Genomic DNA, 15,389 nt, shown 5'->3' on the forward strand with positions numbered 1-15,389 from the left:
CGATGCACATTGCTCTTGATGTCCATGACATGAACCGCACTGGCGGCCTGGAAAAAGTCGTGATGGGCATTGCGACCGAAATGGCAAGGCGCGGCCATCAGGTAAGCTGCTTTACCTATGCCGCGCCGCTACGCTCCCCTACTCCCCCTCCGTCGGACGGACTGCGCCTAGAGTATTACTCCTTCACCGGAGACGCGGCCATAGTTCGCCCCATGCGCGACAGGATCCTGCGCAGTAATCCGGATGTCTTCATTAGCCCATCGTCCTTCAACAACATTCTGTTCTGGAGTGCCGTACTGCGCAGCACGGGCATTCCTCTGCTCTATTCCGAACATAATAATCCCTGGCGCATTGAGCAGGAACGCTGGAACCCGGAAGAGCGGAAGGCGGCGCTTTGGGCTGCGGATGCGGTACATCTGCTCATGCCCCAGTTTCTGGACTCAGTGCCCACGGCATTACGAAGCAAATGCCGCATCATCGCCAATCCTGTACCCGCGCCGCCAGCCATCCCTTCCCAAAAACATGCTCCCTGCATACTTTCCCTTGGCAGACTTGCTGCCGTAAAGCAAATCCCCATGTTGGTACGGGCGTTCGCGCTGCTTGCCGCGGAGTTTCCCCTCTGGGAACTGCATATCTGGGGGATCGGCAGCGATGAAAAAAATATTCGCAAGGCCATTGCCGCGACAAGATGCGCCTCCCGAATATTCCTGCACGGCATAACGCGACAACCGGCGCAGCAATTCGCCCAGGCGGATATTTTCTGCATTCCCTCCCGCTTTGAGGGCCTGCCGCTGACTGTTGTGGAAGCTTTTTCCCATGGTGTTCCGGTGGTGGGTTTCGCGGATTGCAGTGGCGTCAACGGCCTTGTCCGTCCAAACCAGAACGGGCTACTGGCGGTGGAAATGACAGATACAAGCTTGGCTGCCTGCCTCCGCCACCTGATGGCGGACGCCAATGCGCGACAGTACATGGGGCAGGTCGCGCAAAAGGACGCTCAGCTTTTTTCTCCGGCAATTATTTATGATCAGTGGGAACGCTTGCTGTGCGAAACCGCCGCCAGTAAGGGGCAAACGCAGCTACAAAAAATGGATGTCTGTTCCCCCATGTCCTCATTGGATGAGGAGAGCTGGTGCAACACCATGCGCAAGCTATGCGCCAGAAAGAATCTGCTTCTGCGTGATTCCCAATTGTTGCGTCGCATCATCTGGCGACACCCTCGCCTGAAGGCTTTGCTCAAACGGCTGCTGCAAAAAGCCTGATTGTATCCCACACAAAATATATCGCAGCCGTGATTTTGATGAAATAAAATCAAAACAATTAAGGAGATAGAATGGCCGCTTGCCAGTTTATCTCTTTTATCAGCTACATGAAATTATTACAGACAAAAAATGGGCACTCGGGAGCAGCCCCAGTCTTCATCGCCAAAGAGTCTTTCACACAGCAGTCCAGCATATCCACAAGCAGTATTCATAAAATGGTTATTCTTTGGCGAGAACAGACTGTACGGCTGTCTCCATGCGTTTAAATCTGGCCTCCCAGGTATGATATAAACACGCGGCATCAATGAGATTGGCGTCTCTGCGCTCCCCTTCCAGCACATTGCGGATATGTTCCGCAAATTCCTCCGCCGTATCCGCTGGAAAATAGAGTTTTTCAAACTCCTCCAGTGCCGGAAGCCGTGTTGCCACCACAGGAAGTCCGGAGGCAAGGTATTCAAAAAATTTCATCGGGAACATGGACGTCGTGTAGGCATTGCGCGCGGCAGGCAATACGGCAATATCGCAATGTGCCAGAAAAGCCGGCAGATGCTCATAAGAGCGCGGTCCCAAAATATGCACATTGGGCATACGAGGCGGTTTCTCTGTGTCTGGCTGTCCTTCCCCCACTGGCCCAATGAGTACCCACTGCACATCCGGCAGCAGTTCCGCTACGCGCTGCATCAGGGAAAAATCCACCTTATACTGACTGAGCGCACCGATGAAGATGAGGCGGGGACGGGGGATGCCCACTAGTTCCATTGGCTCATCAAGACGGTCATGGGCGCTCTGAAACAAGCCGAGATCACAGACATTAGGATCATATATGACTCTTGAAAAGATAGGGGCGAGCATCTTTTGCAGATGACGTGATGTCACAAAACAGATATCGGCGATTTGTGCCAGCCGGGCCTCTTCCTGCCGGATGACGTTAACATCAATCCCCGGAGACGCTCCCAAATCATCAACACAATGGTAAACGATGCCTTCATGCGGCAATGACCGGCAGATATCACTGACGATAGGCGTATATGTGATGATGAGTGGACGTCTAATTCCCAGTAAAAATAGATTCCATTTAATCGTCAGCAAAAGAATGTACCGATTGATTCTGCGCACAAAGGGGATTGAATGAAATGGCAAGAGAAATGGCGAAATGCGCCAGATATTCTTGGCCACATTGCGCGGGATAGGAACCGCTTTGAGCAATCTCTTGAAAATTCTTTTTATATCACGCGGATGCAAGGAGGGTTGCCGCAAGCCGAGAGAATCGACATAAACGACATTATAGTCATGCTCAGCAAATAAAACGGCCATCCTTTGCTTATTAGTCCAGAAAGGATTATCCCAGTCTGCTGTGGACAAAAGAAGAATATTTTTCTGACCTCGTCTGTTATTCATGGCAGCCATCATAAAAAAAGGATTATATCAAGCCAAAGGCCAATAAAACGCCAGACTCAGCCCTCATTAAAGTGTCGTCCACGAAAAAACTTCCACTCGACGAAAGGGCTTATGGTTTTAAAACCATAAGCCCTTAAATTTGTGGTGGAGAAGAAGGGATTTGAACCCTCGACCCCCGCCTTGCGAAGGCGATGCTCTCCCAGCTGAGCTACTTCCCCACAAGTGGAAACATCGTGGAAAAAAATTTCTAGGCAAAAAAGGTCAGCCTGTCAAGCCCTTCTCCAGTCCAAGGCCGATCGCGCTTGCAGCACAATTTTCTCTCAAATTCCCAACGTATCACGGAGTTGCGCCACGCGATGGCTGTAGGCATGGCCCGAGCGTATGTGTTCCCGCCAGGCTTGGCGCAGTTCGCGGGTCCGGGCCGGATCAGCGCGCAGAGCGGCCAGCCGGGGCAGCAGGTCCGCCGGGCTACTTAATGTTACAGGCCGGGTCAACGCCTCGGGAAAGAGTCGCAGGCCGGGCGTGGCGTCGCTCAAAAGCAGTCCACCGGCAGCCCAGACGTCGAAATGGCGCTGGCTCAGACTCTGCGGCAGCAACAGGCTGGTCACGTTGAGCACGGCCCCGGCCCGGCGGTAGATATCCGGCAGGACCGTATAATAATCCACCGGCGGCAGCACCTCGAGGCCCGGCAGCAAATCTTGCCAGCCCGCATCGCCCACCACCCGCATTCCGGCTTCCAGCCCGGCCCGGACCCAGCGGGCGCGATTGGCCTGGGAGCAGATCTCCGCGCCCAGACCAACGCAACGCACATCCTGTCCAGGCCAGGGGGCAACCCCAGATTTCCGGAGCCACCAATGAAAATGCGGCCCCTCCGCAGGACCGCCGGAATGCGTCAAGAGGGTGCGCGCCTCCTGCTCCAGGCCCTGTAGCACACGGGCCGCCGCAAAAAAACGTTCCCGCTCCGGAAAGGCCGAACGCCCCACGAAGAGCGGCGGGTTTTGGACAAGGTCCGCAGCCTCGTTTTCGTCCGGCAAATCCCGCCACATTTGTGGGGCCACGGCCAGAGGCAAATAAAAAACCCGCCGGGCTCCGGCGGCCCGCAGGCCGGGAATAAAACTCTCGTCGGTCACGAACAGCGCGGCCTCTTGCCACCAGGGCAGACGCAGACCGGAGAGCAAATGCCAAGGGTTGTCCACAAACCAGACAGCCACCGGCACGCCCAGAGCTTGGCAAAGATAAAAAATCCGCCCTTCCGGGTCCAGGCCACGTAAATTGACGGAGAGCAGCAGCGCGGGATTGCTCCCGGCCAGCAGATTTTCCCAGGCCGCCAACAGGTTTTCCGTATCGCGGCACATGGGCACACTTTCCAGCACTGGTCCGAAACCGGCTTCGCCCAAAGCCTGACGCAATTCCTGATGCAGAAGCTGCCGCTCTGTGCCGGGCAGCAGAACCGGGCGGCGACCGCCCACCTCCGCCACATGTTTCGTAGCGTCTTCAATGACTGTCCGCCGCGTCCGCTCTTCCAGCCGGGCCGCGCCCAGACGTCCCAGGAGCGGACCCCAGAAATCCGGGGCCAGGCGCAGACCGGGCCGGTAAAAAAAGACAGAACAGCGCGCGGCCAGGGCCACGATATCTTCCGGCGTGATCTGTTGCCAATGCCCGGGCAGGGACCGCCGCCCCGCTCCCGAATGCGCGACATCCAGACGGCGCAGGGTTTCCGGCTCGTCCAGCCAGAACACCCGCGCGCCGTCCACGCCGCCCCGCGCAAAGGGCAGGTCGCCAGGCCGCCCCGGCCCCAGCCCTAACAACAGCACATCCTTGCCGACGCCCAGGCGCTCCCAGGATTCGGGATTGTCGGGCAGGCTCAGGCTGCGCCCCGCGAAATCAGGCAAACTGACGCGCCGTGGCGCGCGCATGGATTCAGACATGCTCCCTCGCAAGAAAACGGATTTCCCACCATAGCCGCCATGCGCCGCCCGCCGCAAGGCCGTGCGACATAAAAGCCCCGCCGGATTTCCGGCGGGGCCTGTCGACAGAAGGAAAGTGAAAGGTATGAGCCTGATTACGTACTACTTAATGACGCCGCAGGCGATGCGCGCGCCGCCGCCGCCCAAGGGCGGATTGTCGGTATAATTATCGCCGCCCTCATGGATCATCACGGAATGGCCCTTGAGGTCCTTGGCCTGGAGGTTGGGAGCGTGCAGCTTGGCCTTGGCCACGCCTTCGGCATCGGCCATGATATGCGGCAGGTCGCCCTTATGGCCGGCCTTGCCGGGCCCGGCGTGCTTATTGGTCTTCATGGGGTCGTAATGCCCGCCGGCGGCCAGGCCTGCCACCATTTTGCCGTCCTTTTCAGCCGGAGCGCAGGAAGCGTTTTCATGCACATGCATGCCGTGCTCGCCCTCGGGCAGGCCCGTCAGGTCCACAATAATATCCACCCCGCCGCCGTCGGCGTCCGAGAAGGTGATGAAGCCGATTTCCTCGCCCACGCCGTCGGGGCTGATTTTATTCACCGGGGTTTTAACGCTTTCCGCCTGCGCGGCGGAGCCCATCAACAACAGCCCGCCGCAGAGCAGCAGGGCGAAACTCATGTTTTTCAAAATCATTGTCATTCTCCTTAAGATAGGCAAATGCGCACTCCGGGCTTCAACCGGAGCGGCATGGATTTTTTAACCTGTCCTGACGCTAGCCTGCTTTCCGGCTTTTCGTCAATACAAGAAATAATTATTCTCAAATCAGGCAAAAAACCAGGCAGATAAGCCAGTTGCGGCACGGTGCAAGGCCGCCTAGCCTCATCCGGCATCAAGACTTGGCGAACGAATTGAAAAAGGCTATACTTATGTGTTGGGGTTTTTATGAAGGAATATCGCGACCATTATTTCCTCAAAGCCAAGCGTGAAAATTATCCGGCCCGCTCGGTCTACAAGCTGAAAGAGCTGGATGCCAAATTCCGTCTGCTCAAGCCGGGCATGAAAGTGCTGGATCTGGGGGCCGCCCCCGGTTCCTGGTCTTTGGGCGTCGCGGAAAAAGTGGGCTCCAAGGGGCTTGTCCTGGCCTGCGACATCCAGAGCACGGAAACGGCGTTCCCGCCCCAGGTGCTCTTCATGCAGGAGGACGTCTTCCAGCGCTCCGCCGCCTTTGAGGCCAAGCTGGCCGAACTGGGCCCCTTTGACCTGGTCATCAGCGATATGGCTCCGCGTACCACGGGTACGCGCTTCACGGATCAGGCCCGTTCCCTGGAGCTGACCCTGGAGGCTCTGGCCGTAGCCTGCCTGCATCTGAAGCAAGGCGGCAATTTTGTGGTCAAGATCTTCATGGGACCGGATATTCAGGATCTGCTCACCCCCATGCGCAAGGCGTTCAGCTCGGTCAAATCCTTTAAGCCCAAAAGCTCACGCGCCGAAAGCAAGGAAACCTTTTTTACGGGCCTGGGTTTTCGCGGCGACACGGCCGCTATCGCGTCCGGCGATGCCGGGCCGGAAACATAACCGGATTTCGTCTGAATCATATGGCGGTTCAGACTGTATTCAGCAAAAAGACACATTTTTTTTGCTGAATCCATGCCGCTTCGCGGCGCGCGGTCCCCACGGGCCGCGCAAACATTCAAGGTGAAACGCTCTAATACTTTTACGGTTTTCGGGAGGTTTTATGTCAGGTCACAGCAAATGGGCCAATATCCAGCACCGCAAGGGACGCCAGGACGCCAAGCGCGGCAAGATTTTCACCAAAGCCGCCAAGGAAATCATCATTGCCGCTAAAAACGGCGGCGATCCTTCGGGCAATTCCCGTCTGCGGGCGGCCATCGCTGCGGCCAAAGCCGTGAACCTGCCCAAGGACAAGATTGAAGCCGCCATCCGCAAGGGCACCGGCGAAGACGCGGGCGGCGATTTTGTGGAAGGCTTCTACGAAGGCTACGGTCCCGGCGGCATCGCCATCATGGTGGAGGTCGCCACGGACAATAAAAACCGCACCGTGGCCGAAGTGCGCCACCTTTTCACCAAGCATGGCGGCTCCATGGGCGAGAACGGCAGTGTAGGCTGGATGTTCGAGCGCAAGGGCGTCATCAGCGTGGACAAGGCCGCCTACGCCGAGGATAAAATTATGGAAGCCGCCCTGGAAGCCGGGGCCGACGACGTGCTGGACGACGAGGATGTCTGGACCCTTCAGACGGCCATGGCCGACTTCGCGGCCGTGCGCGACGCCCTGGAAGCCGCGGGCATTGAGATGCAGTCCGCCGAGCTGGCCATGGTGCCGCAGAACCTGGTGGCCGTGAGCGCGGATATGGGCCAGAAGGTGCTGCGCCTGATGGAAGCCCTGGACGACAATGACGATGTGCAGAATGTCTATGCCAATGTGGATTTTCCGGACGATATGCCCACCGACTGACGCAAGCCGGTCCTTTTGCCTTCTTGCTGTGTCGCGCATCGTTTTTTATTCCGGTCATGGACCAGAAGAGTCCACTTCCTGCATAAAAAACTCGCGCTCCTTGCGGAAAGGCAAAATTCCTCGTCGCGCGCCCTTTTTCATTGCCGCCGTCATGCCTCCCGCTACCGGCTTGACGGCGGCATAACTATATTGTTGGGGCACCTTCTATGCAGCCCGTCACCGTCATCGGCATTGATCCCGGTTCCCAGCGCACGGGCTGGGGCGTGGTGCGCGAAGTCTCCGGCGTTCTCCGGCTGGTGGACTGCGGCGTGGTGCGCACGGCCTCAGCCGGAAAGGAATTTTCCGCGCGGTTGGCGCGCATTTACCATGAGCTGGCCAAGGTGCTCGGGCGCTGCAAGCCCGACGAAGCGGCCATTGAACAGGTCTTTACCGCCAAAAACGCGGCCAGCGCCCTCAAGCTGGGCCAGGCCAGAGGCGTGGCCGTGGCGGCCTGCGCGGCGTATGGCCTGGGAATCAGCGACTACGAGCCGACCCTGGTCAAAAAGTCCCTGGTGGGCACAGGCCGGGCGGAAAAGGAGCAGGTGGCCTTTATGGTCAAGCGCCTGCTCAACGTCCGCGAGGCCGACTGGGCGCTGGACACCTCCGACGCCCTGGCCGTGGCTGTCTGCCATCTGACCATGCGGCGCTTTGCCGCGCTCACGGCGCGCTGACCACAAAACGAAGAACAGGATGCGCCTCCGGAGCCGGAAACGCATCCCGTCCATCAGAAATAAACACCGGCGCATGGGGACGGTTCGCGTCCGCTGTGCGCCGTTTTCATTACGGGCGCGGCGCGCGCGGCCCGGCGGGCTGCATGGAATAGCGGTACAATTCGTGAATTTCCTTGTCGTAACCGGGATAGAAGCCCTTGCCCATGCCGAGCACGATACGCGCGCCCCGGTTCATGTGCACCAGCAGGTCGCCGCTGGAGGGGTCCACGCAGAGACCTTCGATTTCGCCCTGCTTGATGGCTTCGTCAAAGGTCTTTTCCAGCACCACGGGCGCGTTGGTGGCCGAGGTCACGTCCACGCGATAAAGATGGTCGGGCTCGTTGTCGTCTGCGGTGCCGTCGTCGGCCGTCACAAAAAGCGAACCGTCATAGTAGAACACGCCCTGCACCCACTGCGGCACGGGCTGCAGATGCACCTTGCGCAGATACTTGCCGTCCAGGTCGTATTCATAGAGATAGCGGCCGCTTTCCTCGCCCACCCAGGAGCACATCCACACCGTGCCCTTGACCGGGTCCACAGTGATGCCGGACACTTCCAGCTGGCCGGACTTGGGCTCGAACTTAAAAGTGCGTTTGAATTTCAGAGTGTCCGCATCGTGCACGGCGATCTGAATATCCTTGCCCACGCCGTCCATGAAATTCTCGGCGCTGATGTACAATTCGCCGTTGTAGACGTCGATGTCCCCGATGTGATTGGACGGGATGGCGTAGCCCTCAAAGGGATTGTCGTTCTGCTTCAGCAGCTTGCCGTTCATGTCGTATTTGAACAGTTTTTTGCTGTCGCTCACGTAGATGTACTTGCCGTCGCAGGCCACGCCCTGGCGGCCGGCCACGGGCATGACGCTTTTGAGCGTGTACTCGTACTTGGGGGCATGGGCCGGACGGGCCTGCGAGGCCTGCGGCGGAACCAAGGCCGCGCCCAGCAGCAGCGCGACCAGCGCAATGAGCTTTTTCATCCTTTCTCTCCTTGCGGATTGCGGCGCCGCGCGGGGCTTCCCCATGAAGCCGCGCAACGGGCCTTCAAATACCGTAATGCAAGCGAAATGGACTGACAAGAAGCCCTGCGCTGCCGAAGCGTAACGTCATAAAAATTTCACACACGTAAAAAACGAACCCCGCCGTGGGGCGGGGTTCGTCGTCGGTCCGGAGTCCGGACCCGGCAATTGCTTTCAACGCACTATTCAATGACCACGGCCTTTTTGATGATCACCGGCGTCGTGGGCACGTTTTCGTAAAAGCCCTTTTTGCCCGTGGCCACGGCTTCAATCTTGTCCACCACCTCATGGCCCTTGATGACCTTCCCGAACACGGCATAGCCCCAGCCCTGGGGGGTCTGGCTCTTGAAATCCAGAAAGCCGTTGTCTTTGGTATTGATGAAGAACTGCGCGCCGGCCGAGTGCGGGTCGGCGGTGCGGGCCATGGCGATGGTATACTTCTGATTGCGCAGGCCGTTGTTGGCCTCGTTGTGAATGGGCGCGCGGGCGCTCTTTTCCTTCATGTCCGGAGTCAGGCCGCCGCCCTGGACCATGAAGTTTTTGATAACGCGGTGAAAAATGGTGCCGTCATAATGTCCGGATTTCACGTACTGGATGAAGTTGGCCGTGGTAATGGGGGCCTTGCGGGCATCCAGGCGCACCACGATGTCCCCGAGGCTGGTTTCCAGCTTGACGGCGGGATCGGATGCCGGCGCGGCGGCGCGGGCCTGCCCGGCGAAAACCGGCAGCAGCGCCAGGCTCAGGACAAGGCAGAAGGCCGAAAGAAAAAATTTCATAACTGACTCCTTGGAATACGGCATTTTCGCCGGTGCGGGCACCGCGCCGACTGTGCATGCTAGCACGCGGCCCGGCCCACCCGCAAGACGAAGCATGGCCCGCCCACCAGTACTTTAACACATAAAATGCCCGCTTACGGCGAGTAAAGCCCGTCTGCCCGCATTTCGCGGCAAGGACTTGCAGACAAATCCTTGCCGGGCGGTGGGCCGGTTCGGCATCCGACAAGAAAAACAAAATTTCGATGACGAGCGTCTGCCCGATAAGAGCCTATACGGCATAGCCGGAACCTAGAAACAACGCCTGGCGCGGGAACCCCAAAACCGCTCCGCCGCCGCAAGGCCACGGCACTTGCTAAATCGGGGGGGAGTCATATAGTATGCGAAAAGGAGTGTGGATAACCACCCCGCGGCACGCTGTGCCGGACCGGACAACAACAGTTTTTTTGGAGGACTTATGTCACCGACTACCCGCAGTGTCGCGCAAAGCGGCGTGACCAGCGCCGTTTCCGTTTACATGCGCCAGGTCTACCAGTGGATGACGGCGGGCCTTGCCCTGACCACGGTGGTGGCCTACGGCGTGGCCAACTCGCCGGCCATCCGGGATGCCATTCTGGGCAACAGCCTGGTTATGATTCTTCTGATCGTGGCCCAATTCGGCATGGTCATCGCCCTTTCGGCCGCCATCCACAAAATGTCGGCGGGCACGGCCACCGGCCTCTTCCTGCTCTACTCGGCCCTGACCGGCGCCATGCTTTCGTCCATCTTCGTGATCTACCCCATCGCGTCCATCGCCAACGCCTTTCTGGTGACCACGGGCACTTTCCTGGCCATGTCGGTCTACGGCACGGTAACCAAGCGCGACCTCACGACCATGGGCAACTTCCTGTTCATGGGGCTCATCGGCATCATCATCGCCATGGTGGTGAACATCTTCCTCAAGAGCACCATGATGGACTTTATTATCAGCTGCCTGGGCGTGCTGATCTTCACCGGCCTGACCGCCTACGACACCCAGAAGCTGCGCCGCTTCGGCGAAGCCGCGCCTCTGGACGACGGCACGGCGGTGCGGCGCGGGGCCATCATGGGCGCGCTGACCCTTTACCTGGACTTTATCAACCTCTTCCTGATGATGCTGCGGCTTTTCGGCGGCAACCGCAACTGAGCCGCCTAAAGCATTCCAACGTTGAAAATGTTGAAATGCTCCGGCGGCCGCGTGAGCGGACGCCCGCGCCTGAAGCCAAGGTGGGAGCGCGTTCCCGCCGCGCGTCAGCCGTTGTCGCTGGGCTGCTTGCTTGAGCCGTTCACGGCGAAGCCGTGTTACGGATCAAGACAGCAGCGCTACGGATGACGACAGCAATGATAGGCTGAAGGCAGCGTCAGCTTTGAAATTGGCACAATTTCAAAGCGAATCTGCATCTAGAACGCGGGCCCGACGGATCTTGATTGCAATTCCGCCGGACCGCGGGGACTGTCTCCAAATGGATTTCCCGGTTTTCTTGCCGGAAATATCACACGTTGGAGATAAGCCCTGAACCTTTTTTCAGCCGCGCGGGGGCAAAAGGCGGAGCCTTTTGCCCCTTTTTTTGAGCATGGCGCGGCCCATGGAAATAACGTGAAAAAGCAACATAAAAATATACGCCCTACCGATCCCGCCGCCCTTCCCGGCAATGACGAACTGCTGGAACTTTTTGCCCGCGAATCCCGCCCCATGCGTCTGGACGGCCTGCTGCGCGCCACGGGTCTGCCGCGCCGGGCGAAAAAAGAGCTTGAGGAAAGCCTGGCGGATCTGGCCCGGCAGGGGCGTCTGGTGCGCCTGCGCGGCGGCCTCTGGACCCGGCCCGAAAGCCTCAAAAGCCTGGTGGGCCGCTATCAGGCCCTGCGCAACGGCGGCGGCTTCGTCACCTCGCTGGCGGCCGAAAACGGCTCGCCCGCCGTGCGCGTGGCGGGCGGCAGGGACATTTTCATCCATCCCCTGCAAAGCAATGAGGCCTGGCATCAGGATCTGGTGCGGGTGGTGCTGGCTCCGGCTTCCTCGCGCTCCGGGCAGGGGCGCGGCGGACCGAACCCGGAAGGCCGTATTGTGGAAATTCTGGAGCGCCCGCAAAAGGAAATCCCCGTGCATCTGCACAGCCGCACGGGGCGGACCCTGTTCTGCCGCCCGGCGGACAGCCGCCTGGCCGTGGACTTCAGCGTGCCCCTGCCCGAGGGAACCGCCGTGCCGGAACAGGGCGCGCTTCTGCTGGTGGCCCCGGAAGAGCGTCTGGCTTCGGATCTCTGGCGCGCGCGCCTGATCGGCACCTACGGCCGCGAAGACGACGTGGACGTGCAGGAGGAGCTGGTCAAGCTCAACCATGAGGTGCCGCGCGATTTTCCGCTCTCGGTCCTGGCCGAGGCGGCGGCCTTACCCGCGGCTCCCGGCGAGGCGGATATGGCCGGGCGTGAGGATTTGCGCCATCTGCCACTGGTGACCATTGACGGCGCGGACGCCCGCGACTTTGACGATGCCGTGCAGGTGGAGCGCAAGGGCAAGGGCTGGCTGCTGCGGGTGGCCATCGCCGACGTGAGCCATTACGTGCGGCCCGCTCCCGGCAAGGGGCACGCCAGCCTGGACGCCGAGGCCCTGGCGCGCGGCAACTCCTGGTATTTCCCCCGTTCCGTGGAACCCATGCTGCCCCCGGCCCTGTCCAACGGCCTGTGCAGCCTTAAACCCCAGGAAGACCGTCTGGCCGTGCTGGCGGAAATTCCCTTTTCACCCACAGGCCAGCCTGGCAAGGCGCGTTTCGCCCCGGCCGTGATGCGTTCCGCCGCGCGCCTGACCTACGACCAGGTCAAGGCCTGCCTGCTGGATCATGACGCCGAAGCTCTGGCCCGGCTGCGCGAGAACCCGCGCGGCGGGGACGTGCTGGCCATGCTGGAGGAGGCCTTCCGGCTCTATACAGTGCTGCGCGAGGCCCGGCGGGAGCGCGGCAGTCTGGATTTCGACCTGCCCGAACCGGAATACACGTTTGACGCGGAGGGCCGGGTGCTCAAGATCGGCTTCCGTCGGCGCCACGACGCCCACCGGCTCATCGAGGAATTCATGATCGCGGCCAACGAGGCCGTGGCCCGGCATCTGCGCGACGCCGGGCTGCCCTTTCTTTACCGCGTGCATCCCCAGCCGGAGCCGGAGCGCCTGGAAAGCCTCTTTGAAACCCTTGCCGCCACGGCTTTGGAAACGATGCCCACGGACAAGCAATCAGGAAAGCAGACGGACGGGCGGCCCGATGCGGCGGCCATTCAGGGCATCCTCGCCGCGGCCCAGGGCACGGACCAGGAATTTCTGGTAAACCGCCTCTGCCTGCGGGCCATGCCCCAGGCCCGCTACCAGCCGGAAAACGAGGGGCATTTCGGCCTGGCCTCCCAGGCCTACTGCCACTTCACCTCGCCCATCCGCCGCTATGCGGACCTGCTGGTTCACCGGGCCTTGAAAACCTCGCTGGGACAGGCCGTCGGCCCCCTGCCCGCCGGGCAGAAGCTGCTGCGCGTCGGCGACCAGCTCAACCGGCGGGAGCGCGCCGCCGTGGACTGCGAACGCGAAATGGCCCGCCGTCTGGGTTGCCTGGCCCTGCGGGACCGTGAAGGGGAACGCTTTGCCGGTGTGATTTCCGGAGTGACGGATTTCGGCCTGTTCGTGGAGCTCGCGGACATGCCTGTGGAAGGCATGATCCGCGTGGAAGACCTGGGCGACGACTGGTACGAGCTGGACTCCCGCAGCCAGTGCCTGCTGGGCCAGCGATCCGGCCTGTGCTGGCGTCTGGGCCAGCGTCTGGACGTGCGTCTGGCCGAGGTGCACATGGGCCGCCTGGAAATCCGGCTCATGCCCCTGGAACTGCCCCGCGCAAACCGGGGCGCGCGCGCACGGCGCAATGCGGGCGGACGGACGCGAAGCGCGGCCCGCCCGGAGCGACGTGCTGAACAGACGCGCAAGAAACAGACCCGGAACAAACCCGCCGACGCGGCGCCGGACCGCAAGAGCCGGACGCGCGCCCGCACCGGACAGGAAACACGGACCGGACGAAACGGGCAAAAGCAAAACGGCGCGCGCCCCAAACGGGGACGCTGATGGGCCTGCTCTCCTCCCGCCAGCACATGGGCGCGGCGGCCCTGATTCTGGCCGCCAGCACCATTCTTTCCCGGCTCATGGGCCTGATCCGGGACAAGGTCATTTCCTGGCAGTTCGGCGCGGGCGGTGAAGCGGACATGTATTTCGCGGCCTTTGTGGTGCCGGACATCATCAACTACCTGCTGGCCGGCGGCTTCATGTCCATCACCATCATTCCCCTGCTTTCCCGTCGCTTTCAGGAGGACGAGGCCGACGCCTGGCGCTTTTTTTCCTGCGTGTTCTGCTGGACCCTCACCGCCTCGCTGCTGCTCACGGGAGCGGGCATCCTGGCCGCCGAACCCCTAGCCCGTCTGGTGGCCCCCGGCTTCTCGCCGGAACAGTGGCAGAGGCTGGCCTTTTTCATGCGCATCATTCTGCCCGCCCAGGTCTTTTTTCTCTGTGGGGCCTGTCTCACGGCCCTGCTCTTCCTGCGGCGGCAGTTCAGCGTTCCGGCCCTGGCCCCGTTGGTCTACAACGGCTGCATCATCGCGGGCGGCCTGCTGCTGCCCCTGCTGGGAACGCGCCTCGGCATCAGCCAGGGCAACGGTTACGGCATGACCGGCTATTGCCTGGGCGTCACCGTGGGCGCGGCCCTGGGCACCTTTGCCCTGCCGTTGCGGGTGGCGGCCGCGGGCGGACTGCATCTGCGCCCGGTCTGGCGGCACAGGCTCATGGGCCGATTTTTGATCACGGCCCTGCCCCTGATGCTGGGCCAGACCATCATCATGCTGGATGAGCAGTTTTTGCGCGTCTTCGGCAGTCTGGCCGGGGACGGCGTGGTCAGCCTGCTGAACTACGCGCGGCGCATTGCCCAGGTGCCGGTGGGCCTCATGGGGCAGGCCGCCGCCGTGGCCTCCTATCCCTTTCTGGTCTCCCTGCTGACCAAGGGCGACACGGAACGCTTCGACCAGACCCTGCGCACGGCCCTGCGCGCGGGCCTGGGCCTGATCATCCCCTGCGCGCTCTGGATGATGGCCGCCGCCTGGCCCATTCTGGGCGTGATCTTCCAGGGCGGGCGCTTCGGCGCGGCAGAGACCATGGCCGCCGTGCCCCTGACCCGGATCATGCTGGCCTCGACCCCGCTCTGGATCGTCTACATGGTGCTGGTACGGGCCTACTACGCCCACGGCGACACCCTGACCCCGGCGGTCACGGGCACCATCATGACCCTGGCCTGCCTGCCGCTCTACTATTACTGGGCCGTGCCCCTGGGGGCCTGGGCCATCGCCGCCCTGTCCGGCGCGAGCGTGAGCCTTTATGTGCTCTGGCTGGTGGGGCTGTGGATCCGCCGCCACGGCGACGGGGCCTTTGCCGGGCTCTGCGGACTGGGGCTGCGCGCCCTGGCCTGCTCTCTGCCCGGCGCGGGCGCGGCCTGGTGGCTGGCCGGATACAGTCTCGCGCATCTGCCGCTGCCGCCCATTGCGGCGGCCTGCGCGGCTCTAGTCGTCAGCGGCCTGGCTTTTGCCCTGCTCTTCCTGCCTCTGGCCTGGTGGCTCGCGCCGTCCATTCTGGAGCCCGTGCTGCGGCGGCTGCGGCGTTCCCCTTAGGGCGTTCAGCCGTGGCGGCCTGTTGACACTACTGGGATTTTGTTCGCTAGCGAGGAGAACGGGCCTTTTATCGCTGCTGTCTTTATCCGTAATGCTCGTTCCTCGCATAACGGCTAAA

12 protein-coding genes and 1 tRNA gene are annotated in these 15,389 nt (G+C 61.2%); 7 read left to right on the top strand and 6 right to left on the bottom strand.

What is annotated here, in order from left to right:
• Nucleotides 1–2 precede the first annotated feature (2 nt).
• Complete coding sequence (locus AXF13_RS10775; RefSeq protein ID WP_083522081.1) at nucleotides 3–1,259, top strand: glycosyltransferase; 1,257 nt, start codon at nucleotides 3–5, stop codon at nucleotides 1,257–1,259.
• A gap of 219 nt (nucleotides 1,260–1,478) precedes the next feature.
• Here AXF13_RS10775 and AXF13_RS16165 read toward each other — a convergent pair whose 3' ends face one another.
• From AXF13_RS16165 to AXF13_RS10795, 4 genes are all read right to left on the bottom strand, one after another.
• The gene (locus AXF13_RS16165; RefSeq protein WP_190276347.1) at nucleotides 1,479–2,657 is read right to left on the bottom strand and encodes a glycosyltransferase; all 1,179 of its coding nucleotides are present in this window, start codon (nucleotides 2,655–2,657) and stop codon (nucleotides 1,479–1,481) included.
• A gap of 142 nt (nucleotides 2,658–2,799) precedes the next feature.
• Nucleotides 2,800–2,875, bottom strand: a tRNA-Ala gene (locus AXF13_RS10785).
• A gap of 102 nt (nucleotides 2,876–2,977) precedes the next feature.
• Nucleotides 2,978–4,585, bottom strand: a complete 1,608-nt coding sequence (locus AXF13_RS10790; RefSeq protein WP_062253208.1) for a glycosyltransferase family protein — start codon at nucleotides 4,583–4,585, stop codon at nucleotides 2,978–2,980.
• A gap of 141 nt (nucleotides 4,586–4,726) precedes the next feature.
• Entirely contained in the window at nucleotides 4,727–5,263 is a 537-nt protein-coding gene (locus AXF13_RS10795) for a superoxide dismutase family protein (protein WP_062253210.1), read from the bottom strand.
• A gap of 249 nt (nucleotides 5,264–5,512) precedes the next feature.
• On the opposite strand from AXF13_RS10795, the gene AXF13_RS10800 reads away from it, so the two are divergent.
• From AXF13_RS10800 to ruvC, 3 genes are all read left to right on the top strand, one after another.
• Entirely contained in the window at nucleotides 5,513–6,145 is a 633-nt protein-coding gene (locus tag AXF13_RS10800; RefSeq protein WP_062253212.1) for an RlmE family RNA methyltransferase, read from the top strand.
• A 160-nt stretch (nucleotides 6,146–6,305) separates the two neighbouring features.
• Complete coding sequence (locus tag AXF13_RS10805) at nucleotides 6,306–7,043, top strand: YebC/PmpR family DNA-binding transcriptional regulator (protein WP_008681833.1); 738 nt, start codon at nucleotides 6,306–6,308, stop codon at nucleotides 7,041–7,043.
• 206 nt (nucleotides 7,044–7,249) lie between these two features.
• Nucleotides 7,250–7,753 (top strand): crossover junction endodeoxyribonuclease RuvC, encoded by a 504-nt coding sequence (gene ruvC / locus AXF13_RS10810; RefSeq protein ID WP_062253214.1) that lies wholly within the window; start codon nucleotides 7,250–7,252, stop codon nucleotides 7,751–7,753.
• Nucleotides 7,754–7,862: 109 nt separating this feature from the next.
• Here ruvC and AXF13_RS10815 read toward each other — a convergent pair whose 3' ends face one another.
• Entirely contained in the window at nucleotides 7,863–8,768 is a 906-nt protein-coding gene (locus tag AXF13_RS10815) for an esterase-like activity of phytase family protein (protein WP_062253216.1), read from the bottom strand.
• A 221-nt stretch (nucleotides 8,769–8,989) separates the two neighbouring features.
• Nucleotides 8,990–9,583, bottom strand: coding sequence for a peptidylprolyl isomerase (locus AXF13_RS10820; protein ID WP_008681839.1), 594 nt, complete (start codon nucleotides 9,581–9,583; stop codon nucleotides 8,990–8,992).
• A 454-nt stretch (nucleotides 9,584–10,037) separates the two neighbouring features.
• Here AXF13_RS10820 and AXF13_RS10825 point away from each other — a divergent pair, with 454 nt between their 5' ends.
• The 3 genes from AXF13_RS10825 (at nucleotide 10,038) to murJ (ending at nucleotide 15,271) form a co-directional block, all read left to right on the top strand.
• Nucleotides 10,038–10,745 (top strand): Bax inhibitor-1/YccA family protein, encoded by a 708-nt coding sequence (locus AXF13_RS10825; RefSeq protein WP_062253217.1) that lies wholly within the window; start codon nucleotides 10,038–10,040, stop codon nucleotides 10,743–10,745.
• Between the two features lie 450 nt (nucleotides 10,746–11,195).
• Complete coding sequence (gene rnr, locus AXF13_RS10830) at nucleotides 11,196–13,685, top strand: ribonuclease R (protein WP_062253219.1); 2,490 nt, start codon at nucleotides 11,196–11,198, stop codon at nucleotides 13,683–13,685.
• A complete protein-coding gene (murJ, locus tag AXF13_RS10835; RefSeq protein WP_062253221.1) occupies nucleotides 13,685–15,271 on the top strand; it encodes a murein biosynthesis integral membrane protein MurJ in 1,587 nt (528 codons plus the stop codon). Before rnr ends, murJ begins: the two co-directional genes overlap by 1 nt.
• Nucleotides 15,272–15,389: the final 118 nt, after the last annotated feature.

Source organism: Desulfovibrio fairfieldensis (assembly GCF_001553605.1).
GTDB classification, from domain to species: domain Bacteria; phylum Desulfobacterota; class Desulfovibrionia; order Desulfovibrionales; family Desulfovibrionaceae; genus Desulfovibrio; species Desulfovibrio fairfieldensis.